Source organism: Micromonospora sp. NPDC002389, from assembly GCF_040296095.1.
In the GTDB taxonomy this organism is placed as follows: Bacteria; Actinomycetota; Actinomycetes; order Mycobacteriales; family Micromonosporaceae; genus Micromonospora.
The window spans coordinates 462869-484657 of record NZ_JBEOWP010000004.1 but is presented as its reverse complement, the minus strand read 5'-3'; the positions used below and the strand labels follow the sequence as shown (position 1 = coordinate 484657).

At 73.8% G+C, this 21789-nt stretch carries 18 protein-coding genes; 2 read left to right on the top strand and 16 right to left on the bottom strand.

All coding sequences use genetic code 11. From position 1 onward, the window contains the following. Positions 1 to 14: 14 nt before the first annotated feature. The 13 genes from ABT008_RS11050 to ABT008_RS10990 form a co-directional block, all read right to left on the bottom strand. Positions 15 to 1229, bottom strand: a complete 1215-nt coding sequence (locus tag ABT008_RS11050; protein WP_350695545.1) for an NADase-type glycan-binding domain-containing protein — start codon at positions 1227 to 1229, stop codon at positions 15 to 17. Next, on the bottom strand, positions 1216 to 1791 hold the full coding sequence (locus tag ABT008_RS11045) for a phage tail protein (protein WP_350695544.1): 576 nt from the start codon (positions 1789 to 1791) through the stop codon (positions 1216 to 1218). The genes ABT008_RS11050 and ABT008_RS11045 overlap by 14 nt, the downstream gene beginning before the upstream one ends. Before the next feature lie 29 nt (positions 1792 to 1820). After that, complete coding sequence (locus ABT008_RS11040) at positions 1821 to 3770, bottom strand: putative baseplate assembly protein (protein ID WP_350695542.1); 1950 nt, start codon at positions 3768 to 3770, stop codon at positions 1821 to 1823. Beyond that, positions 3770 to 4192, bottom strand: coding sequence for a GPW/gp25 family protein (locus ABT008_RS11035; protein ID WP_350695540.1), 423 nt, complete (start codon positions 4190 to 4192; stop codon positions 3770 to 3772). The genes ABT008_RS11040 and ABT008_RS11035 overlap by 1 nt, the downstream gene beginning before the upstream one ends. Positions 4193 to 4197: 5 nt before the next feature. Continuing rightward, positions 4198 to 4551, bottom strand: a complete 354-nt coding sequence (locus ABT008_RS11030) for a PAAR domain-containing protein (protein WP_350695539.1) — start codon at positions 4549 to 4551, stop codon at positions 4198 to 4200. 14 nt (positions 4552 to 4565) lie between these two features. Continuing rightward, positions 4566 to 6383, bottom strand: coding sequence for a VgrG-related protein (locus ABT008_RS11025; RefSeq protein WP_350695537.1), 1818 nt, complete (start codon positions 6381 to 6383; stop codon positions 4566 to 4568). A 5-nt stretch (positions 6384 to 6388) separates the two neighbouring features. Then, the gene (locus ABT008_RS11020) at positions 6389 to 7138 is read right to left on the bottom strand and encodes a CIS tube protein (RefSeq protein WP_350695535.1); all 750 of its coding nucleotides are present in this window, start codon (positions 7136 to 7138) and stop codon (positions 6389 to 6391) included. Position 7139: 1 nt separating this feature from the next. After that, positions 7140 to 7568 carry a phage tail protein gene (locus tag ABT008_RS11015; RefSeq protein WP_350695533.1) on the bottom strand — a complete coding sequence of 143 codons (429 nt, stop codon included), beginning with the start codon at positions 7566 to 7568 and terminating at the stop codon, positions 7140 to 7142. Beyond that, positions 7565 to 10777 (bottom strand): hypothetical protein, encoded by a 3213-nt coding sequence (locus tag ABT008_RS11010; RefSeq protein WP_350695532.1) that lies wholly within the window; start codon positions 10775 to 10777, stop codon positions 7565 to 7567. Before ABT008_RS11010 ends, ABT008_RS11015 begins: the two co-directional genes overlap by 4 nt. Before the next feature lie 6 nt (positions 10778 to 10783). Further along, the gene (locus tag ABT008_RS11005) at positions 10784 to 10942 is read right to left on the bottom strand and encodes a DUF6760 family protein (protein WP_350695530.1); all 159 of its coding nucleotides are present in this window, start codon (positions 10940 to 10942) and stop codon (positions 10784 to 10786) included. Then, a complete protein-coding gene (locus ABT008_RS11000; protein WP_350695528.1) occupies positions 10939 to 11421 on the bottom strand; it encodes a hypothetical protein in 483 nt (160 codons plus the stop codon). The genes ABT008_RS11005 and ABT008_RS11000 overlap by 4 nt, the downstream gene beginning before the upstream one ends. An 85-nt stretch (positions 11422 to 11506) precedes the next feature. Then, positions 11507 to 11950 carry a phage tail protein gene (locus tag ABT008_RS10995; RefSeq protein ID WP_350695527.1) on the bottom strand — a complete coding sequence of 148 codons (444 nt, stop codon included), beginning with the start codon at positions 11948 to 11950 and terminating at the stop codon, positions 11507 to 11509. Positions 11951 to 12005: 55 nt separating this feature from the next. Further along, positions 12006 to 13562 carry a phage tail sheath family protein gene (locus ABT008_RS10990; protein WP_350695525.1) on the bottom strand — a complete coding sequence of 519 codons (1557 nt, stop codon included), beginning with the start codon at positions 13560 to 13562 and terminating at the stop codon, positions 12006 to 12008. 240 nt (positions 13563 to 13802) lie between these two features. On the opposite strand from ABT008_RS10990, the gene ABT008_RS10985 reads away from it, so the two are divergent. Together ABT008_RS10985 and ABT008_RS10980 are read left to right on the top strand one after the other, a co-directional pair. Further along, entirely contained in the window at positions 13803 to 14777 is a 975-nt protein-coding gene (locus tag ABT008_RS10985) for an alpha/beta hydrolase (RefSeq protein WP_350695523.1), read from the top strand. Between the two features lie 259 nt (positions 14778 to 15036). Beyond that, positions 15037 to 16515, top strand: a complete 1479-nt coding sequence (locus ABT008_RS10980; protein ID WP_350695521.1) for a hypothetical protein — start codon at positions 15037 to 15039, stop codon at positions 16513 to 16515. Positions 16516 to 16563: 48 nt separating this feature from the next. Here the strand turns inward: ABT008_RS10980 and ABT008_RS10975 are convergent, their stop codons facing one another. From ABT008_RS10975 to ABT008_RS10965, 3 genes are read right to left on the bottom strand one after another with little or no spacing between them, the layout of a single operon-like run. After that, entirely contained in the window at positions 16564 to 18963 is a 2400-nt protein-coding gene (locus ABT008_RS10975) for an eCIS core domain-containing protein (RefSeq protein WP_350695520.1), read from the bottom strand. A 13-nt stretch (positions 18964 to 18976) separates the two neighbouring features. Next, positions 18977 to 21121, bottom strand: coding sequence for an ATP-binding protein (locus ABT008_RS10970; RefSeq protein WP_350695519.1), 2145 nt, complete (start codon positions 21119 to 21121; stop codon positions 18977 to 18979). Further along, the gene (locus ABT008_RS10965; protein WP_350695517.1) at positions 21118 to 21774 is read right to left on the bottom strand and encodes a Pvc16 family protein; all 657 of its coding nucleotides are present in this window, start codon (positions 21772 to 21774) and stop codon (positions 21118 to 21120) included. Before ABT008_RS10965 ends, ABT008_RS10970 begins: the two co-directional genes overlap by 4 nt. Positions 21775 to 21789: the final 15 nt, after the last annotated feature.

The window sequence follows — 21789 nt, the reverse complement described above, 5'->3', positions numbered from 1 at the left end:
GCGACGCGGCACGCTCAGGGGCGGCGGAAGAACTCCACCTCGGCGATGGCGGTACGACGGTCGGCGGCGCTTCCGTAGCTCTCCCGGACGGTGAGGCGTACCCGCACCACGTCGTCGACGACCTGGTGGAAGGTCTGCGGACCGGCCTGGTCGGCGAGCGGGAGCGTCCGGCTCTCCGAGGCGCCGGCGCTGGTCCAGAGCGTCAGTTCCAGCACCGCCGGGCGGGCCTGCCGCAGGAACACGTCGCGCTGTGCCGACACGCCGGAGTGCACGATCAGGTCGAGCAGCCGGAACGGGGAGGCGAAGGTGAGTTCCACGTACTCCCCGCCACCGGCGCCCTCGGCGGCCGGGGCCCAGTAGCTGTTGCTGATCCCGTCGACGACCGCCTCCGCCGGGTGGCCGCCCGCCTGACTGGACGCCTGGACCGACACCGGGCTGATCGGCTGCGGGTCGGCGAGCCGGTCCCGTACGGCGTCGCCGGCCTGGGAACCGAACCGTGCCACGCCGTACGCGAGACCGGCGAGCAGGGCGACGACGAGCAGCAGCGCGGCGATCCGGCGCACCAGACCGGCGACGCCGGAACGGGGCCGGAACAGCCAGTTCAGCGCCCGGACCACGGCTCGACGCAGGCGACGCCACCATGATTCCCGCCCGGACGGGCCGGTCCGGGCGTCGAGAGGGCTCCCGCACCGGCGGCAGAACCTGCGGTCCGGTGGGTTGCCGGTCCCGCACACCGGGCAGACGACGTCACCGGCACCGTCCTCGGTCGACGGTGGGCGTTGTCGGACGACGGGCCGGCGGGTCGACGGGCGGGCCGGCTGGACCGCCTCCACCACCTCCGCCGGCTCCTGCTCGACGGCTGGAGGCCCCGCGTCCCACTCGACGGCCGAGGTCGCCGGAGCCTGTTCGACGGCTGGGGTCGCTGATGTCTGCCCGGTGGGCGGGGTCGCCGGAGCCTGTTCGACGGTCGGGGCCGCCGGTGCCTGCCTGGCGGCGGGGGCCGCCGGGCTGTCCTCGACGGCCGCCACCGGAGCGTCGAGCCACGGCGTGAAGTCGTCGGGTCGGTCAGCGGTCGTCGGGTCGGTCGGGGGCGCGCTGGAACGGGGCGTGGTCGACGGCCGGACGGGCGGGGGCGCGTCCGGGGACTGCTCCCAGTCCAGGAACGATCCGCAGACCCCGCAGAAGGCGCTGCCGGGTTCGGCCGGCACGCAGCGTTCACAGCGCTCCATCGTCGTTCCCTTCCGCCTGCTGCCCGTCGGCGACGACCCGGACCGTGCAGGGCACGTGCGCCGGCCGGTTCGCCTCCACCAGGGCCCGTAGCGCCTCCAGCGGCACCCGGTCCGGCTCGGGTACCCGTACCGTCACGGTCAGGGTGGGCACTGCCGTTCCCGGAAGCGGCCCGCCCGACCTCGACGACCAGGCCGTGCCGCCGTTCTCGGTGATCTCCGGCCAGACGCCGAAGACCATCTGCACCTGCTCCGCCAGGCCCTGTGCGGTACCCCGCACCCGGTGCCGTGCCACCGCACCGGCGACCGCCTCGCGGCGCTGCGCCAGCGTCCATCCCGGCGCCGTCTCGGCCGCCACCCAGCCGGCGAGCCAGTCGACGAAGTCGGCCGGGGCCAGCCGGGGGTCCAGATAGGCGGCGAGGCTGTCCAGCGTCGCGTGCACCGGAGCCAGCACCTCGTCGAAGGCGGCGAGCAGCCGGCCGGCCACCTCGTCCGTCTGATAGATCGCCGGCAGCCGCCGGCCGAACGGATGCGGTGTACCGAGACCCGCCACCGTGCCGCGCATGGGACATCCCTCTCCGGTCCTCGGCGGACCTAGCGTTCCTCCACCCGGACCTGGTGTTCGTAGGAGAAGGCCAGCGCGTGCGGGTCGAGGTCGACCCGGGACGTGGCCGTTCCGCGCCGGCCGGTGAGCGGGTCGGCGGGGAAGAGCAGCACCTCCTCCAGCAGCGCGACGCCGGGCAGCGGCTGGAGCACCCCGAACAGTTCGCCGGCCTGCACCGGCCGGCCGAACGGCCAGCCCGTCCCGTCCGGCCCGCCGCGCAGCGGGTTGAGGTAGCCGTAGAGCGCGTCGAGCACCGCCGTGCGGATCCGCCCGGTCGCCGTACCGGGCCGGGCGATCAGCCGGACCGCCACGGTGACGCCCTGGTAGAAGGGGGGTTCCACGCTCAGTCGTACGCCGATGGGTCGACGCGCGTCCAGGTGCGCGGCGATGGTGGCGAGCATGTCGTCGGGCGGGATCAGTTGCTCGAAGCGGAGTTGCTCTCCCGCGTCCGCGACCGCTTCCGGCACCACCAGCAGGCGTACGCCGCCGGGGTCGGCGCCGTCCCCGGCGGACAGGCAGCGGATCCGGGCCGCAGCCGGCACGGCCTGCCCGGCGATCAGTTCGTAGTCCCGGGCGGTGACCGCCCGGTCCTGTGCCCGCAACTGCACCGGGCCCCGCTGGCGGGCGCTCTGCACCGACTCGCCGTCCACCCCGCCGAGGGCGGCCTCCCGGTTCTCCACCCGGCTGACGTACGGCACCGAGCTGCGCAGCATCGAGATGGCGCCCCGGGCCACGTTCCCGCGCCGCCCACCGCCGGTGCGGTAGCGCCGGACCCGCAGCCGGGCGCCGTTGGGCGGCACCGCGCCGTAGCGGCGTAGCGTCCCGTCGGGTTCGCGGACCGCCGGCCCGAACTCCACCTCGCCGGTGGTCCGGTCCACGGTCACGCACCGGTCGTCGGGACCGGTGGCGCCGAACGCGTCCACCTCGGTCCACTCCTGCCAGCCGGCGCCGTCGGAGACCTCGACCACGAACGGCTCGTCGTCGGGGAGCACCGGCGGGCGGGCCACCCGTAGACGCAGACCCGGCACGCCCTCGGACTCGCCGAGGAACTCACCCACCACCGTCTCGGCGTGCACCGCCTCGACGGTGCCGCCGATGGTGAAGGCCGTGGCGGCCCGGATCGTCGGGGACGCCGAGTAGAACGGCTGGCCGGGCTCGGCGGCGACCAGTCGGCACCGCAGCCAGCCGGCCCGCTGGCCGCCGACGGTGGAGGTGGTGTGTCCGGCCGGTACGTGCAGCACCACGTCACCGGGCCGGTTGAGACCACCGGTGGAGTCGCTGTCCACCTCGCACTCCGTCCAGCGCGCGCCGTCCCAGGCCTCCCAGCTCACGGGCGGCTGCCGGGGGTCGACGCCGATGCCCTCCACCCGGCTCTCCAGCCGCAGCACCACCACGCAGGACGGGACCGCCGCGTCCAGGCCGAACAGCACCGCGTCGCCGACCGTCGGCGGGGTGCCGAAGCAGGCCACGTCCCGGCCGTCGAGCACCTGGTCGGTGCGGTCGGCGGCCGGACCGTCGGCGGGGTGGACGCGCAGGTGGGCCAGCTCGCACGGCACGATCGCCAGGTCGGTGCCGGTGGCGAAGACGATGGCCTCCTCCGTCTCGGTGCGGACCGTGCCGGCCTCGGTTCCGGCCCGCAGCTGCACCGTCTCGGCCTGTGGGGCGGCCAGCCAGAACGTGAGCGCGGCCCGCGCGGCGGTCGGCGGGAAGAGGCGTACGCCGATCAGGTCGAGGAAGGCCAGGTAGTTCTTCTCCGGCACCCGGTTCAACCGGTACAGCAGCTCGTCGGTCATCTGCGCGAACGCCTCGACGAGCGTGACACCCGGATCGGAGACGTTGTGGTCCGTCCACTCCGGACAGCGCTGCTGGATGAAGCGTTTGGCGTCGTCCACGAGGTGCTGGAAGCGTCGGTCGTCGAGGTTGGGCGCGGGCAGGACCATCAGTACGTCGCCTCCACCTCGACCGCGTCGTGCGACGGGATCACATAGAACGGGAAGACCAGGTTGCGGGGGTCGTTCGTCCCGCGCAGCACGTACCGCAGGTCGATGTAGAGGGTGCCGGCGGTCACCTCGTCGAAGCCCACGAGGACGTCGGTGACCTCGATCCGGGGCTCCCAGCGGTCGAGTGCGGCGCGGACCTCGAAGGCGACCTGTCCGGCGGTGTTCTCGTCGGCGGGCGCGAAGACGTAGTCGTGGATCGCGCAGCCGAACTCGGGGCGCATGGGTCGCTCGCCGGGTGCGGTGCCGAGGATGAGCCGGATCGCCTCGATGATCTCCCGCTCCCGGTTGACCAGCGCGATTCCGCCACCGGCGTCGAACCGGAGCGGGAACGCCCATCCGGCGCCGATGAACTGCTCCGCCACCTCGCTCAGCCTCCGATCGAGACGTTCAGGGCACCGGTCAGGATCGTCGCCGAGCAGGTGGTCCGGTCGCCCACCCGGGCGGCGGGGAAGCCGCCGATCAGCACCAGCCCGCCCGCCGGAGGCGGCCCGGGCACCACCACGTTGCCCGGGCCGAGGGCCAGGTGCGGTGGCGGGACCGGGCAGGTGCACAGGGTGCCGACCACCGCCGCCGGTCGGCCACCGATGAGCACGCTGGCCACGCCGAGCAGGGGACCGGGCGTCGGCGGGGCCACCCCGGGCGGGCCTGCGGCGGGCGGGCCGACGCTTCCGGTGGGTACGCCGTGGCCGATCCTGTCCCCGATCCGGGCTGCTGCTGGCATCGCGTTGTCCCTCCTCAGTTGATCCGGACGATCCGGCCGGAGATCGATACGCTGCCACCGGTGAGCTTCAGTTCGCCGGCCCCGGCGTCCACCGACACGCCCCGCCCGGCGACCGAGACCGGTCCGCTCGACTCGACCGAGACACCCCCGGTCCCTCGGACGGTGAGCTCGGTCTTGGCCTCGATCACCACGCTGCCGTCGCTGCGGACCACCACCGACGTCCCGGCCCGGTCCAGGTGCACCAGCAGGTTGTCCGTGCCCTTCTGGGTGCGCAGCCGGACCCCCTGCGCCGCGGCGGCGACGGTCGGCCCGTCCAGCAGCTCGATCCAGTTGCCGGTGGTGCCGCCGCCGGTCGCCCGGCCGTTGCGGGAGGCGAACGAGAGCCGGTTCACCGCCCCGCTCGTCGGGTCGACGAGTGGTCCGTCGTGCGGCGACGGCTGGTCGACGCCGTTGTAGAGCCCGCCGATCACGTACGGCCGGTCGAGCAGCCCCTGTTCGAAGCCGACCAGCACCTCGTCACCGACCTCGGGGCAGCAGACCCCGCCGCCGCCGGTCCCGCCCAGTTGCACCGTCCGGACCCAGTCGGTCTCGTACTCGTCGTCCAGCCAGGGGAAGCGGAGCTTGACCCAACCCCGGTCCCGGCGTTCCGGATGGTTGCGGTCCCGGGTGGCGTTGGCGTCGGTGACCACGCCCACGGCCAGCCCCGGCATCCGCGACCGGAGCGCCGTCGGGTTGCCTCCGGTGAGGCCGCCCAGCGACCGGTCCTGGGCGCCGCTGACGGTCAGCCAGGTCTCGTAGAACTGGGCCGGCTCGAAGAGGTGCCGGCTGGCGGTCACGGTGTACTTGCCGACGAACGGCTTCCCGACGCCGCTGAGGGTGAACGGCACGCCGGTGCGCAGCAGCGGGTTGCCCCGGAGCGCCACCTCGAGTTCGGCGAAGCCGCTCGCCACCTGGGCGGCCAGCGACCGGGACACCGTGTCGACCTCGGCCGCCGTCTCGTACGGCACGTCGGCGACCAGCATCTCGGCGTCGCCGAACGTCTCCGCCAACTCCCCGGCGGTCACCGCCAGCCGCACCTCGTCACTGTCGCGCACCCGGGTACGGCCGATCACCGGCTGGCGGGTACGGCGATCCCAGCCGCGCACCTCGACGTCGGTGAACTGGCCGGCCGAGGTGACGGTGGCGTGCATGGAGAGGACGTTGCCGTTGACCTCCGCCACGAAGTCGCTGCGCTCGGCGGGCGTCTGTGTGCCGGGGGCGGAGGCGGCGCGGACCGGCCGGCGGAACACGAACCGCCCGTCGACCATCGCCACCTCGGCGTCGTTGTCGGCGGCCAGCATCCGGAGGAACTCCCAGTCGCTGACGTTGGGCTGCGCCACCACCTCGTAGACCACGGTGGTGGGGTCGATCCGGCCGATCGGCAGACCGGCGAACCGGGCCAGCTCCCCGGCGATGTCGGACGCCTTCCGGTTGAGATAGCGGGCGACCCGTCGGCCACGCCGGAGCCGGTGCGACAGGTCCAGCGCCCGGATCGTGGTGTACGTGCCGGTGCCGTCGAACTCCGTCTCGACGGTGACCACCTCGCCGGTGAACAGCGGGGTCTCGCCGTTGCGGTCGCCGGGCCGGACCGCCACGGTCAGCTTCTGGCCGATCGTGATGCCGACCTTCTCCACCATCAGCGAGCCGGGATCGCGGTACCGCAGGGTCGCCACCGCCGGCATGTTGACGCCGTCCTCGACGCAGCCGTACGTCAACTCCTCCGGCCAGGGGGCGGGGATCTCGTCCGTGGGCAGGCCGACCTTGAGGAGATTGGTGAGGGTTCCGGTGGGCATGCGATCTACCTGCCTTCCCCGGCGGCACCGGACCCGACGGGTGTGCGGGACAGCGTGGTCGGGACCTCGTCGGGGGCGGGCAACAGCAGTTCGGTGCCGGGCGGCAGCCGGCTCGGGTCGTCGAGGTCGTTCGCCTCGGCGATCACCCGCCACACCGTCGGGTCCCCGTACTCGCGGTGGGCCAGCAGCGGCAACGAGTCGCCGTCCACCACCCGGTGCACCCGACGTGCCGAGCGGGTGCCCGAGGTGGGGTTCTGCGCCGGCTTGCTGCCGCTGATCTCGGTCAGGTTCACCGCGCAGGTCGCCCGCAACGGGGTGCCGGAGCTGTCGAACAGCGTGTACGTCGCGGTGACCTGGCTGACGTACGAATAGAACGAGACGGTCTGGAACTGGCCCCAGGTGAACTTCACCCACGGTGGCGAGGGTGCCTTCGCGGCGATGCTGGCCGTGGTCGGCGTGCAGCAGGACAGCAGGCTCTCCACGCGCTGCTGCACGGTGCGGCTGTGCGTGTCGGTCACGTCGAGGAAGACCGTCAGCGCGAGGTTGCGCGGCTCCGAGCCGGTGAACTCCGGGATGCCGACCTGCTCGGCGCCACGGACCACGTGCGGGATCCAGGAGGCCGACTTGGTCAGCGTCAACTCGTTCGGGTTGAACATGAAGGTGATCGGTCCGCCGAGCGCCCCGCCGGGGCGGTTGCCGCCGCCCAGCGGCGGGTTGTAGCGCTGGAGGAACGCGGAGACCTTGCCGGTCGGCATGTCAGCCCACCTCCAGGAAGCCGTGGTAGGCGAGTTCGATGCTCTCCGTCGCGGTCTCCGAGCGGGCCGGGTCGAAGGACGGGCCGGTCCAGCGGACCAGGACGACGTCGGCCAGTCCCCACTGGACCAGCAGGGCCCGGTTGGGCTGCAGCGCCGCGATCTGGGCGGTGCCCCGGGTGACGCCCTGCGGGAGTTTGGCGAGCAGCCGGGCCACCTTGGCGGTGTCCGGGATCAACGGTCGGGTGAGCGTGACGTTGGTGTAGCGCACCCGCGACGGCAGTTGCCAGACGAAGCCGTTGTTGCCGCCCTCCTGGTGCTGCTCCACCTCGACCTCGCAGCCGAGCCCGTCGCAGGAGTTCCAGTTGCCGAGGTCGATGCCGTCGATGCGGAGCCGGAAGTGGACGCTGGTGCCGGGGTCGATGTCGCTCACCGGCCACCGTCCAGCCACCGGCCGGAGCGTTCGCGTCCCCGCCGGAGTTCGGTCCGCAGCAGTCGGGAGATCGGTTCGACGAGGCGGTGGGCGAGTTCGTCCAGGGCCCGCGGGTCCAGGTGGTGGAACCGTTCGGCGCTGTCGCGGTCCTCACGTCCCCCGTCGCGTACCGCCTGCGCGCCGGTCGACCCGGCGGTGGCCCGGTCGGATCCGCCGGCCGTCGAGGCACGGGTGGCGGTCGCGGCCCCGGCCGCCTCCGGTTCCGTCCGCTGGACCACGGTGGTGGAGCGCGGCGGCGTCGACGTGGGGCGAACGGTGTGGCCGCGCGGTGTGCGCTGGATCTGTGGTGCGGCACCGGTGGGCGTGCTCGCCGCGCGGGTCACGACCGCCGGGCGCGGAACCGGGCCGGGGAGCGGGGGCACCGACGCGGGGACGGTGGACGCCGGGCGGGTCGGTCCGGCGACCGGCCGGGCCGGTGACCGGGCCGGACGAGGCCCGGGGGCCGGGGTGGTCCGGGCGCCGGAGCCGGCGACAGGTGCTTCTGGTCCCGCCATCGTGTGGGCCTCCCTGGTGCTCGCCGGAGTTCGGCTGGTCGTGGTCTCCGATGCGCCGCCCGAGGACCGGACCCAGCGGACCGGCACCGCCGCCGAAACGGCGGAGGCGCGGGCACCGGCCGGGGTCCTGGGGTCCGTGCCGCGTCGGGGTGGCGCGCCGAGTCCGCCGGACCGTTGCAGGACCGGCGTCAGGGGCCGTTCGCCGAGGAGCGGGGCGCGACCCGCCGGTCGGTGGGCCGGGCCGGCGGGTCCGGATGCTCCGGCCGCCGCGCCAGGCCGCGTCGGAGCCGGACCGGCACCGGCCGTCGTCGGCACGGCCACCGGGGAGTGGGGACGGACGACCGGCGTCCGTGCCACGGCGGGCGTCGCCCCCGGGTGGGGTCGCTCGGCCGCCGCCGGGGCGGTGGGCTCGGCGGGGTACGGCACCGGGCGCGTTGCCCGCTGCGGGAGGCCGGACCGGGCGGCATCCGACGGCGTGCCGCCGTTCGACGTCGGGGGCACCGCAGGCGTGCTGCCGGACCGGGGCGGGGACGCCGGGGTGGCGCCTGCGGCCCGGCCCAGGGGCGCGGTGCCGGCCAGCGGCGCCGAGGTCGGGCCTGCGGTCCGGGTCGCGGGCGCCGGGGGCGCACTACCGGCACCGGCGCGGGGCGCCGAGGTCGGGCTTCCCGCTCGGCCCGGGGATGCGCTGCCGGTCCCGGCCGTGGGGGCCGGGCTTCCGGGGCGGGCCGAGGCCGTCTGGAGTGTGCTGCTGGTCCCGGGCCGGCCGGGACGGTCCATGCGCGCCGGGGGTGTGCCGCGTGTCGGGGCGTCCGTGGGCACCGGGGCTGCCGGTGACGTGCCGTGCGGGCGGACCCGGGCGGGACTCGCCGACGGGAGGGCACCGGCGGCTGGGGGGACCGTCGGCGGCGCGGGTCGATGGGCGGTGCCGCCGGAGTGGGGCGAGGGGCCGTCGGCGGTCTGCCGGGGCGGCACCAGGCCGGGGGTGGCCACCGGGCCGGGGGTGGCCACCGGGCCGGGGGTGGCCACCGGGCCGGGGGTGGCCACCGGGCCGGGGGTGGCCACCGGCCGGGCCACGATCCGTGGCGGGGCCGCGTCCGGGGCGAGCGGAACTCCGAGGCCCACCGGCGGGCTGGGGGGAGGTGCCGGCGGACCGCTCCGACCCGCCGGCACCTCCCGGAGCGGTGACCGACCCGGGCCGGACGGCCCCGCTCCGGCTTCCGACCTCGACGCTCCCGCACCGGGTGGCCGTGCCACCGGACCGCTCTCCGGTCGGCCGGTGCCGGCCCGGTCGGCCGGTGCGGCGGCCGGGGACTGCGGACCGGCCCCGGCGGGGCCGCCGGGCGGGGTGGCGCCGCCTCCAGTTGTGGTCGGAGCAGCGCCGGCCCGCGATCCACGTTGGTGGACGGCAGCGGCCCGCTGCACCGGGGCCGGGGTGCCGCCACCCACACCGGACGGCGCGGCACCCGAGCCCCTACCCGCTGACCGGGGCAGTGACTGGTCCGGGGCCGGACGGCGGGCGGACAGCACTGCCGGTGGCGCGTCCGGATCCGGCGCCGGCATCACGATGGGCTCGCCGAGACCGAGTCGCGGGGGAGTGCCGCCGACGCGGGGAGCCCGCGCCACCGGGACCGATCCGGTCGTCCCGGTCGGCACGGCAGGCGGCGGGTCGCGGCGGGGCGGCGCGGCGGGTGCCGGGGAGCTGCCGGTCGGCGTGACCGGCACCGAGGCGCTGCCGGTCGACGCGAGGGACATCGAGGCGCTGCCGGTCGACGGGTCGCGGCGGGCCGGTGCGGTCGGCACCGGGGCGCTTTCGTTCGGCACGGCGGGCAGCGGGTCGTGGCGGGCTGGCGCGGTGGATGCCCGGTCGCGGCCGCTCGACGTACCGGGCGCCGAAGCAGGGCTGGTCGGCGCGGCCGTGCGGACGGCGGCGGAGCGGACGGCGGTGCCGGGGCCCGGTGCGGCAGAACCCGTGGGGTCCGGGCCGGACCGGGCAGCGGTGACGGGTGTCCGGGGAACGTCGGTGGGGCCGGGTTGCCGGGCGGGCACTCGACGCGGCGGCGCGGCGACCGGGGCGAGCGTCAACGGCGTACCGGCTCGGCGGGCCGGGGCGGGGCGGACCGGTCGGGGCGACACGGCGGTGGCCGGTGTCCGGGCCGGGCCGTCGGCCGGCGGACCGTCAGATCCGGCCGGCGGGCCGGTGGGGGACCCCGACGGTGCACGGAGGACCGCCGGGAGCGCCGGGGCCGGTGGGCCCGGCTCGGCCGGGGAGCCGGCGGTGGCCCGGCGCTGCACCGGCAGGGCGGAGGCGGCGGGACGCTGCCCGGGCAGGGCGGTGCCGGTGGCGTGGGCCGGCTTCGCCGGGGGCACCGGGCGCAGCAGGTCGTGGGCCAGCCCGCTGGGCGCGTCGGGGCTGACCAGGTGGTGCAGCGGGCGTCGGGCGGTGGGGTCCTGCCAGGTGGCCAGCCGGTGCCGGAACCCGATCGGGTCGCTGATCGGCACCTCGACACCGGCGAGCAGGCGATCCATCGGCGGTACGCTCCGCCAGCCCCGGCCGTCGACGACCGGGGTGGGAGCCGGGTCAGCGACCGGGGTCGGGTCGACCGCGTCGGAGTGGACCGGTCCGCGCCACCGTCGGAGCAGGTCGCGTACGCCCATCGTGGATCACCGCCCCTCGTTGACGCGGGTGTTGATGGCGGCGATCTCCGCGACGAAGCGCCGTCGTTCGTCGTGACGCAGGTCGAGGATCTCGTCGCGGGACCAGTGGAAGTGGTAGGCGACGTACGCGACCTCCTCGTAGAGCCGGTCGGTCGCGTACGTCACGATTCCCCCGGGCGACCACCGGCCAGGTCCACCTCGAAGTCCGAGGTGCAGTGCGGGCAGGTGACCGCCGCGCGGGTGTGCCCCTCGGCGTTGATGCGGCGATAGAAGTCCTGCAGGAAGGTCAGGTCCGAGGCGAACAACCGTTCCACGTGTTCGGCCCGTACGTCGGTGATCGTGCCCAGCCGGGTGACGACCATGCTGAGCAGCACGACCGACAGATAGGCGGGGTTGTCCTTGACCCGCAGGTCGACGAGCGGGCCGAGTTCGTCGCGGGCGGTCGCCAGCCGCATGGTGCCGTGCCGGTGCACGGTGCCGGCCTCGTCGACGTACCCGCGAGGGAGTTCGAAGGAGAACTCGGTCTGGAGCCTCGGCGGCTCGGGCGGTGGTGTGGCCCGGCCGGCCGGGGCGGCCCCGGGGTCGGAGTCCGAGCCGTCGAGCGGCTCCTCCGGGGCGGTGTACGAAACGGTCCGTCGTCTCATCGACCTCACGGCGTGCGGACCCGGCCCGAGTCGGGCCGGGAGTGGACGCCGCTACCTCCCTTCACGCGGTACGTGGTGGTGCGCCTCAGGAACTGGTGATCTCCTCGAAGACGATCGTGATCTTCTCGGTGGCCGGGGAGGTGTCACCGGCCCGCAGGCTGGGGCCCTCCCACCGGCTCACCCAGGCGTTGGTCAGGTCCCACCGGCGCTGCTCCGAGTTCTCCGCGTCCACCACGATGACGCTGATGTTCTGCCGGGCCGTGTTGATCGCGCCCTTCTCGTACGTGTCCTTGATCCATTCGGTGAAGGCGCTGCTCTTGTCCAAGCCGCGGGTGATGGTCACCTCGCCGCCCTTCCGGGCCCCCGGGATCTTGCGGATGATGTACTCCCCGGTCGGGGTGACCTGGGTGACCTCGATCGCGTCGAGTTCCACGGTGAGGCCGCTGACCTCCTGGACCGATTCGACCCGTGCCTTGCCCAGTTCCACCTGGAACCGGTGGGTAACGAAGGTGTCGCCCGTCTCCGCCATCGCTGGCTACCGTCCTTTCCTAGCCGTCACAGGTCTGTGGTGCGTACGCGTCGGGTCACTCGGAGACGAGGCTGGTGCTGTCGGAGTACTGCGACATCCGGAACACGACGAACTCGGCGGGGCGTACCGGGGAGACGCCGACCTCGCAGACCACCCGGCCGAGGTTGACCGACTCCGGCGGGTTGGTCTCCCGGTCGCACTTGACATAGAACGCCTCGGCGGCCGTGCTGCCGAACAGCGCCCCGCCGCGCCACTCCTCGGTGAGGAACGCGGCGATGTTGCGCCGGATCGTGCCCCAGAGCCGCTCGTCGTTCGGCTCGAAGACCGCCCACTGGGTGCCGAGCAGGATCGACTCCTCGATGTAGTTGAACAGCCGGCGCACGTTGATGTAGCGCCAGGCGGGGTCCGAGGAGAGGGTCCGGGCACCCCACACCCGGATCCCGCGACCGGGGAAGGCGCGGATGCAGTTCACCCCGATCGGGTTGAGCAGATCCTGTTCACCCTTCGTCACCGAGTTCTGCACCTCGATCACGCCTCGGAGCACGTCGTTCGCCGGTGCCTTGTGGACCCCGCGCTCCGCGTCCGTACGCGACCAAAGGCCGGCGACGTGCCCGCTCGGCGGCAGGAACCGGTGCTGCCCGCTGGCCGGGTCGAACACCTTGATCCAGGGGTAGTAGAGGGCGGCGAACCGGGAGTCGTACCCGGCCTCCTCCTGCCGCCAGGTCAACACCTGCCGGGCGGTCAGCTCCGGCGGCGGGTCGAGGAGCGCCATCCGGTCGCCCATCTGCTCGCAGTGCGAGATGACCGCCAGTTGGACCGCCTTGACGTCCTCCAGGCTGATCCGGTCCTGCTGGTACGCGCTCATCAGGTCGGGCACCGCGACCATGGTGATCTCGTCGATCGCCTCCAGCCCGCCGAAGCCGGTCCGGGCGTCCGCGTCACCGACGTAGTCGTCGGCGGAGATCCGGGCGGGCAGGCCGGCGTCCTCAGTCGGCACCGGCGGTACGCTCACCGACTGCTTCGAGGGCCGCGCCAGCGAGCTGGCCGGTGCCGCCTCCTCGACCGCGATCAGCTTCGACCGTTCCCGCACCTGGTTGACGACGTACGCCTTGGTGTTGCGCTTCGCGGAGACGTCGAACGCCTCCCGTTCGGTGCCGCCCTGCCGGACGACCAGCCGGAACCGGTCCTCCGGCACGGACTCGCCCTCGACGTCGGCCACCTCCACGGTGAGCTCACCGCCGTCACCGGAGCCGGGCAGGGCGGTGACGGTGAAGGTGCCGAGCGCCACCGGCGGCCCGGTGACCGTGCGGCCCGCCCCGGTCGCCTTGGTCGCCCCGTTCGCAGTCTCCGGGGCACCGACCCGCACCACGTAACAGATGCCGCCGCCGTTGGCGAAGTAGCCGTACACCGCGTGCGCGAGGTAGGCGTCGTCGAGCGCCTCCCCGAACGTCTGGACGAACTGGCTCCAGTTGGTCACCAGGGTCGCGGTGTGCAACGGCCCCCTGGCGGCGAAGCCCACGAAGGCGGCGACGGCGGTGCCCACACCCTCGATCGGGCGTGAACCGCTCGGCACCTCCTCCACGTACACCCCGGGTGACAGGTACGACGGCATGACACGCTCCCTCGGGCACGACGGCGATCCGTGAGGAGAAGTCTGGTCACGCCCGGTGCCGGCAACCATGACTCGACGGGCGGGCGGCGGGGAAGCGGCCACTACCCGAAGGGGCAGTTCACCGGGAGTGCCGTCAGATGGCGGATGTCTTTCCGGACGGGGGCCGGAGAGGCTCCGCGTACCCGGGGGACACCTCGGAGTCTCCGCCGCGTTTGCGGCCCGGATCCCGGGAGTGGTCGGATGCCCATCCTCAGGCGAGACGTTCCCGCCGGGATCGTGCTGGAACCCGCCGCCCGACAGTTCGCCGAGGCGACCGCGCGCCCGCCGTACCTGCACGAACTGGGGCCGGAGCGGGGCCGGTGGGTCCTGGACGACCTCCAGTCCGGCAACCTGGCCAGGCCCGACGCCGACCTGGACGAGCGGGTGGTGCCCGGCGGGCCCGGCGGTGAGATCGTGGTCCGGGTGGTCCGGCCGTCCGGTGCCATCGGCCGGTTGCCGGTGATCCTCTATCTGCACGGGACCGGCTGGGTCCTCGGGAACTGCCGCACCCACGACCGGCTGGTCCGGGAGTTGGCCGTCGGCACCGGCGCCGCAGTGGTCTTCCCGTACTACAGCCTCGCGCCGGAGGCGTGCTATCCGGTGGCGGTCGAGGAGTGCCACGCGGTGCTGCGCTGGCTCACCGGCCCGGGCGCGGCCGACCTGGACGGGGAGCGGATCGCAGTGGCCGGTGACTCGGTGGGCGGCACCCTGGCGACGGCGGTGACGCTGCTGGCGAAGCGGCGCGGTACGCCGAGACCGGTCGGTCAGGTGCTGTTCTACCCGGTCACCGACGCCCGCTTCGACACCGCGTCGTACCGGATGTTCGCCGAGGGCTTCCACCTGCGCCGGGACACGATGCGCTGGTTCTGGGACCAGTACGCGCCGGACGAGGCGGTGCGGGCCGAGGTGGCGGCCTCACCGCTGCGGGCGGCCCCGGAAACCCTCGCCGGGCTGCCACCCGCGCTGGTCATCACCGCCGAGGCCGACGTGCTGCGGGACGAGGGTGAGGCGTACGCCCATCTGCTGCGGTCGGCCGGCGTACAGGTCTCGGCGACCCGCTACCAGGGGATCATCCACGACTTCGTGATGCTCGACGCGCTGCGCGGCACCGAGGCGGCCGAGGCGGCCATCAACCAGGCGGTCACCTTCCTCAAGCGGACCCTGCGGCTGGCCTGAGCGGTGCGCCGCCGATGCCCGCCCGCGTCGCCGGCACTTCCCGATCCGCCCCGCGCGCCTTACCCGGAAAGGTGCCCTCGCGGTCACCGTCGACTGCCCGCCCGGCCGCGCAGACTTGCCGGACGGCAGGAAGATCCAGCGGGCCGGAAGGAGCACGATGCGGGCCGGAGAGTGGCGCCAGGACCAGGGCGAGCGCGGTACAGCAGGGTCGGTCCGTCGCGGTGGCACCGCGTCCGGTGCCCGGCCGGAACATCCGATCATGGCGCTTCAGCACGCCGCCGGGAACGCGGCGGTCGCCGCAGCCCTCTCCGGTGAGCACGGCAGCGCACCCGCCCTGCCGGTGCAGCGGGCACCCGGCGGCGCCCAGTCGGCCTCGACCGAGCAGGCGGCGCCGGACTACACCCCGCGACTGTCCCGGGGACCGCTGCTCAGCTCCGCCGAGCGGGCGGAGATCGAGGCGGCCGGTCCCGGCAGCGCGGTGCAGGCCGAGACCGGGTCGTTCGCGCAGGCGCAGGCGTACCTGGACGCCAGCAGGTACTACGACTGGCTGCAACTGCCGCCGGGAAGGCGGCTGTACGTCGCCACCCTGGCCTGGGAGAGGCGGGCGGATTCCGGCGGCATCCGCGAGACCCCCGCGTACGTGCTGGCCCGAGGCATCATGATGCGGTCCGCGCCCGAGGGCGACCCGCTGCGCGAGGAACTGGAAGCGGAACTGACCACCGACGTACGCGACACGTTCGCGGCCACTCTCGCCGCCCAGGATCTCCAGCCCGGCCAGGAGAACAGCGAGGGACTCAGCGCGCAGCAGATCGATGAGTTCAACCGAAAGAACCAGCAGGCCAACACGCTGCTCCGGCGACTCTTCGTGATCATTCAGCAGGGTCTGGAGGTGGCCGGGGCCGAGGGGAGGAACTCGGCGGACCGGCAGTGGCGCCGCCACACCGGAGCCGTGGCGCGGGCCCTCGCACACGGCGGGCGGGTCAACGTCCGGGTGGAGATCCCCCGGGAGGAGACGGCGGAACCGATCGGTGGCAGGTCGCTGCCGGAGTGGTTGGGGATGCGGAACCTGCCGAAGCGGGCGTTCAGCACGCACGACATGACCGGCGGCAGCGAGGAGACGCTGCGCGAGGTCGGCGGTGTGAAGGCGACGGCCGGCAAACTGGTCAAGTACCCCCGTCGCGACGAGCGTGGCGCGGACATCGCGGCCGGCGGGATCGGCAGCCGTGACTTCAACGGTGACGTGGTGCTCCCCAACGGCGTGCACGGCCACATCCTGCTCGTCTACAAACCGCCCACCGCCAGCGACATCGGCTGGCTCCAGATCGGCCTGGAGACCACCGCCCCCGAATCGATGAAGGACACGGTGCTGCACGCGATCGGGCTGTCCAAGCCGGATCCGAACGCCCCGCAGAATCCGGTCGGATACCGCCACACCGCCAAGTCCACCGAGGCGACCGCCAACCCGGCGTCCAGCGTCGGCGGGCTCAAGCAGGACAAGATCGGGACGGGCAAGCTGGACACCATGCGGGTCACGCTCGGCGGCGACTGGTTGCGCAAGCTCAAGGCGGAGGACGCCAAACTGACCGAGCAGATCAACCGGGCGGACCGGGACGAACGCAGGCTGCGGGAGATCTTCTCCGCGCTGGTCGGCACCGGGGACGACTACGCACAGCTCGTCGCCGACGAGCCGACGGCCGTGCCCGACGACCCGGACCTGATCGCTCGCGCCCCCAAGTGAGGGCGGCCTCGGTCGGACACCCTCGGCGGTGGGGGGTGCATGGACGGGTCAGTAGTCCTGGACCTTCCTGATCGCCTCGACCTTCTGGTTCGTCTCGTAGTCCGGGCCATTGCGGTTGAACTCGTGTCCCGCGCTGCGCTGCTCGATGACGAAGTAGTACTTGTCGCCGCTGATCGTGATCGGTACCCGGTTGCTGGGTCGCGGATGGAAGTGGGTGAGTTCGCCGACCTCCACGCCGCCCGGGCTGGCGACCGGGGTCCTGGTCGCCACGGTGTCGTCGTCGCGGAGCATCTTCAGCAGTTGGCGGCCGGTGATGAGCCGGGTGACCAGGGCGTCCTCCAGATAGGTCAGGGATGTCGCCGGCACGGGTCGCGTCGCGGGTCTGCCGGATCTCGACCACGCGTTGGTCGCACCCGCGGCCAGGTGCGTCTTGCCGGTCGCGCCCAGCCAGGCCAGGAGCACCTTCGCTTCGCCGTCGTCGAGTATCGACATCACCGCGTCCTGGGGGCTTGCCTTGAGCATGGTGTGGAACTGGTACTTGTCCTCCTTCGCCAGGGCGTCGCGATTCTTGCCGAAGATGCCGAACAGGGCTTCTTGGAGCATGACCTGGGTGAGCAGCGCTGCCACGTTGCCGCTCACCTGCGGGAGTGGCGCGTCCGGGTAGTCCGCCGGGGGATAGCTCTGCCTCCAGTGCGCCTTCATGCCGGCGACCATGACGTGGGCTTCGACCCGGGCGAAGTCGTAGACCCTGCGATGTTCCTCCTTGAACAACCCGGACATCGGCGACGGCTGCGGGGCCGGCCGCTTGCCGACGGCCCGGGCCGACGCGCCGCCCCGGCCACCGCGTGCCGCCGGAACGCCTCGAGTGGGTCGGCTTGCGCCCTGCGCTGGCACGGTCGACCGGTTGTGCCGTTCCTGCGCCACCTCGATCTCCTCCGCGCTGGCCTTGCCCAGGTTCTCGTACGGAAGGGAGACGTTGGTCTGCTGGTTGGCGCTGTCGAACGGGTCGACGTTCGTCTTGTTCTTGCGCACACTGGTCGCAGCGGCGTCGATGATCAGGCTGAAGTTTTGCTCCTCTGAGCGCAGCGACTTGTTGTACGCGTTGAGGATCTCCTCGAGCGAGCCCTTTCCCGTCAACGCCTTGCCGAGCTTCTTGCGTGCCGAGATCACCGCAGGCCGCGCGTAGTTCCTGGTCGGCAAGGGACCGTAGATCAGCTCGATGGTCGGCGAGTTCCTCGGCGGGGCGGCGCCCTCCACCTCCAGCTTGAGCAGGGGGAGCGGGTCGTTCTCCCCGACCGGGGTCGCCTTGTCCGTCCTGGCCAGCGCCATGCCGTTGACGAGGACGACCGTGTCATCGTCGCTGGTGAGCTGCACCTTGGGGATCTCGACCTCGATGCCGGTGCGTTTGGCATCGGTCAGTTCCTGAGGCTGAGCGTACGGCGCTGGGCGGTCGGGGTCGTGCGCGTTGATGTACTCGGTCAGCTTCTCGTCGGTCATGTCGTTGTCGGTGACGAACTGCTCCAGCCGGGACGGCGCTCCCGCCGGCTGCGGCAGCAGCGGCCCCCGATTCAGCTTGCCGCGCTCCAGTTCGAAACGCATGAGGAAGTCCTGGTCGTCGGCCAGGCCCGCAGCGTTCAGCCGTTGCTGGAAGGCGTCCATCGTCATCCGCTGCACCGGCGTGTCCCGGCCGTTCGTCCCGGTCACCGAGGCGTTCCCTGCCGTCCGCTGCACCCCTGGGGCCCGGGCCACGTCCGGCCTGACCGGCTGGTCCCGCTGGGCCGGACCCAGCCGTGGCTCCGGGGAGGACGACGCATCTGCCCGCTGCGCGGGCGGCTCCCTGAGCGCCCGGTGGGCGTTCGCCTCCGCCGCCCGCTCGAAGGCGTCACCCGGGTCGGAGACCCGCTGGCCGTGACCGTTGTCGGTGCCGGCGACCGGGCCGGAGCGCTGCTGGATGACGTGGGTGAGTTCGTGGGCGAGGGTGTGCCGGTCGCTCCCGCCCCGGCCGAGCACCACGTGCGATCCCGACGTGTAGGCCCGGGCGTCCACCTCCGCCGCCGAGCGCTCGGCGAGCGCACCGGTGTGCAGGCGTACGTCGGAGAAGTCCGCGCCCAGCCGGGCTTCCATGTCCCGCCGTACCGGCTCGGCCAGCGGGCTGCCGGAGGAGCGCAGCACCTCGTTCACCGCCGACCGTTGGACCGGCTCCGACTCGTGGCCGTGGTCCGGGTCGGCGCAGCGCATCCGCTGGACCGCCCGGGTGGCTGCGGCGTTGCCCGCTCGGTGTTGCAGGTCCAGGATCGTGGCCGCCGCACCGGTCGGCCCGACAACGGTCGGCCCGACGGGGACCGCACCGGTCTCCGGTCGGGCCTGTTCGGCGCCGGTGGTCTCCGGCCGGGCCGGCGTGACGGGGCGGGCCGAGGCGTCGCGGCCGGCCGGATCGTGTGCTCGCATCGCTGCCCTCTCGTCAGTGGACCCGCGCGGGCTCCCCGCGTGGTTGGTACGCGCCGAACTCGCTCTCCAGCAGCAGCCGGCCGAGCTTGCGGTACTCCCGCTGCACCGCGCCGACCAGGTCCGCCATCCGCACCGGCCGGCCGGCCTGCGCGGCCAGGTAGGCGGCGGTCACCACGCAGGCCCGGATGCTGCCGCCGGCCAGCTCGAAGCTGCGGGCGCAGAAGTCCAGGTCCAGGTCGGGGTCGCGGGGCAGCTCGGTGCCGAGGCAACGGTCCCAGAGCGCCCGCCGCTGCGCCACGTCCGGCATGGCGAAGTCGACGATCAGGTCGAGCCGCCGGGTGAACGCCTCGTCCAGGTTGGCGCGCAGGTTCGTGGTGAGCACCGCGACGCCGTCGAAGGACTCCATGCGTTGCAGCAGGTAGGCGCTCTCCAGGTTGGCGTACCGGTCGCGGGCGTCCTTGACCTCCGACCGTTTGCCGAAGATGGCGTCCGCCTCGTCGAACAGCAGCAGCCCGTTGACACCGGCCGCCTCGGTGAAGATCCGTTCCAGGTTCTTCTCCGTCTGGCCGACGTACTTGTCCACCACCGTGGACAGGTCCACGACGTACAGGTCCAGACCGAGGTCGGCGGCGACCACCTCCGCCGACATGGTCTTGCCGGTGCCCGAGTCACCGGCGAACAACGCCAGCACCCCGCGCCCCCGCCCGCCGCCGGGGCGCATCCGCCACCGGCCGAGTACCCGGTCCCGGTACCGCACCCGCAGGGCCAGCTCCCGCAACTGGTCGTGCACCTGGTCGGGCAGCACCAGATCGGACCAGCCGACGCCGGGTTCGATCCGCCGGGACAGCCGGGCCAGACCACCGGCGTTCTGTCCGCGTACCCCCGCGCGCAGGTGGCCGGCGTCCACCCGGTCCGCGCCCGCGAAGAGCGCGAGCTGGTCGGCGGCCTGCGCGGCCCGCCGGATCTGGTCCGGGCCGAGCAGGTACGCGGCCAGCTCCCGCGCCGGGTCCACGCCGTCGGTCCAGCCCTCGGGCCGGTCGGCGGCCCGCGCCGCGCCCGCCGTGCGCCACAGCCGGGCCCGGCCCTGCTCGTCCAGCGGTGCGGCGGTGACCAGCAGCGGCGCCTGCCGGCTCCAGTGCGGATCCCACTCGACCGTCCCGGTGAGCAGCACCGGCACCGGCTGGTCGGTGACCCGACGCAGCAGACGGGCATGTGCCGGCACGCCGATCGGGTCGAGTGCCTGGACCGGGCCGGCGACCAGGCCGGCACCGCGCAGCCGAGCCTCCCGCACCACCACGGCCAGCACGTCGGCCGGGGCCGGCTCGGCGGCCAACGCGTCCAGGTCGAGCCGGAGCACCGCCCAACCGGCCGAGACCAGCGCCGCGACCCCCAGGTCGTCGGCGACGGCGCCGGGCTGTTCCCGCAGGTAGGCCCGGCGCACTCCGGCGCGTACCGCCGCGCCGAGGCGGTGCGCGGTGTCCGACGGCGGGGCCGTGTCGTCCCCGACGGGCCAGGCCAGCTCGGCGAGCCGGGCGTCGACGGTGTCGTCACCGAGCAGGTACCCGGCCACCCGGTCGGGCACCCGCAGCGACCGGGACAGGTACGGCTGGTCCGGCTGCTCGACCAGCAGCAGCCCACCGCCGACCAGGGGCGCGGCGGCGGCGAACCGGGACCGACCGGTGACCGCCGAGGCGGGCAACCCACACAGCTCCAGGGCCAGCCCGATGGTGGCGCGACGCCTGCTGACGTCGTCGTTGAGATAGCCGTAGAGCTTCTCGAACCGGGCCTCGACGTCGGGCAGCAACGCGACCAGCAGGAAGTCCACGTCCAGCGCGGTGAGTCCGAACCGGCGGGCCAACCGGAGCAGTCGCGGTTCCGGGCCGAGATGTAAGGAGGGGTCCCCTGCTATACACGAGGCGTTAGCAGGGGACCCCTCCTTACTCGACACCCCGACGTTCGCGGCAGCTCGCGCAGGTGCGGCAGTTCGCGCAGGTGCGGCGGCCAGGCGTTCGGCGTGGTCGGCTGACACGTACAGCCCACGGAAGGCGTCGTCCGGGTCGGGGTCGTCCCGGCGGCGCTCGGTCACCGCCTGCCGTACCCGCGCGGCGAGCAGCCCGAGCCGCTCCGACAGGTACGCCGTGTCGTCTGCCTCGCTCACCGCAGACCGCCCGGCCCGGGGAACCGACCGTCGCCGTCCCGGCGGGGGTTCGCCATCGTGTGCGTACGCCGACTCACCCGCGCCCCGGCGACGTCGCCGACCTGGACGGTCCGCTCCCGCACCGGCGGGGCGGCCGGCGACCGGCGGGTCGACACCGGGGCGGTGACCACCAGGTCCAGCGATGGTTTGAGCTCGCCCCCGAGCGCGGTCCACACGTCGGCCAGGGCACGTCCCTCGCCGGGCGGCGCGGCGACCGACATCGGCACCGCCAGACCCAGCGCGGCCAGCGAACCGGTCATCCGCTCGGCCGGCAGCTCGTCGTACCGGACCAGGCCGGCGAGCAGGGTGGCGAGCAGGCGGTGCTCGTCGGTGGGCCGGTTGGTCCACGCGGTGACCAGATAGGACAGCGCAAAGAAGTGCGGCGAGTCGTGCCAGGCCACCGTCTGGCCGGTCTCGTCCCGCTCCGCGACCCGGCCCTGGAAGTACCGGGACCGGTCCTCCCGGATGTCGTAGAGGAACAGGTTCACCGTCGGTGCGTTGCGGCGGGTCGCCCAGTCCCGGGTGGGCGCGTCGAACGACACCTCCACCCCGGTACCCGTCAGCGCCTCGGTGGCGACCAGCCCGCGCAGGGCCTCGTCGATCTCGTGTATCACGCGCCCGCTCCCATC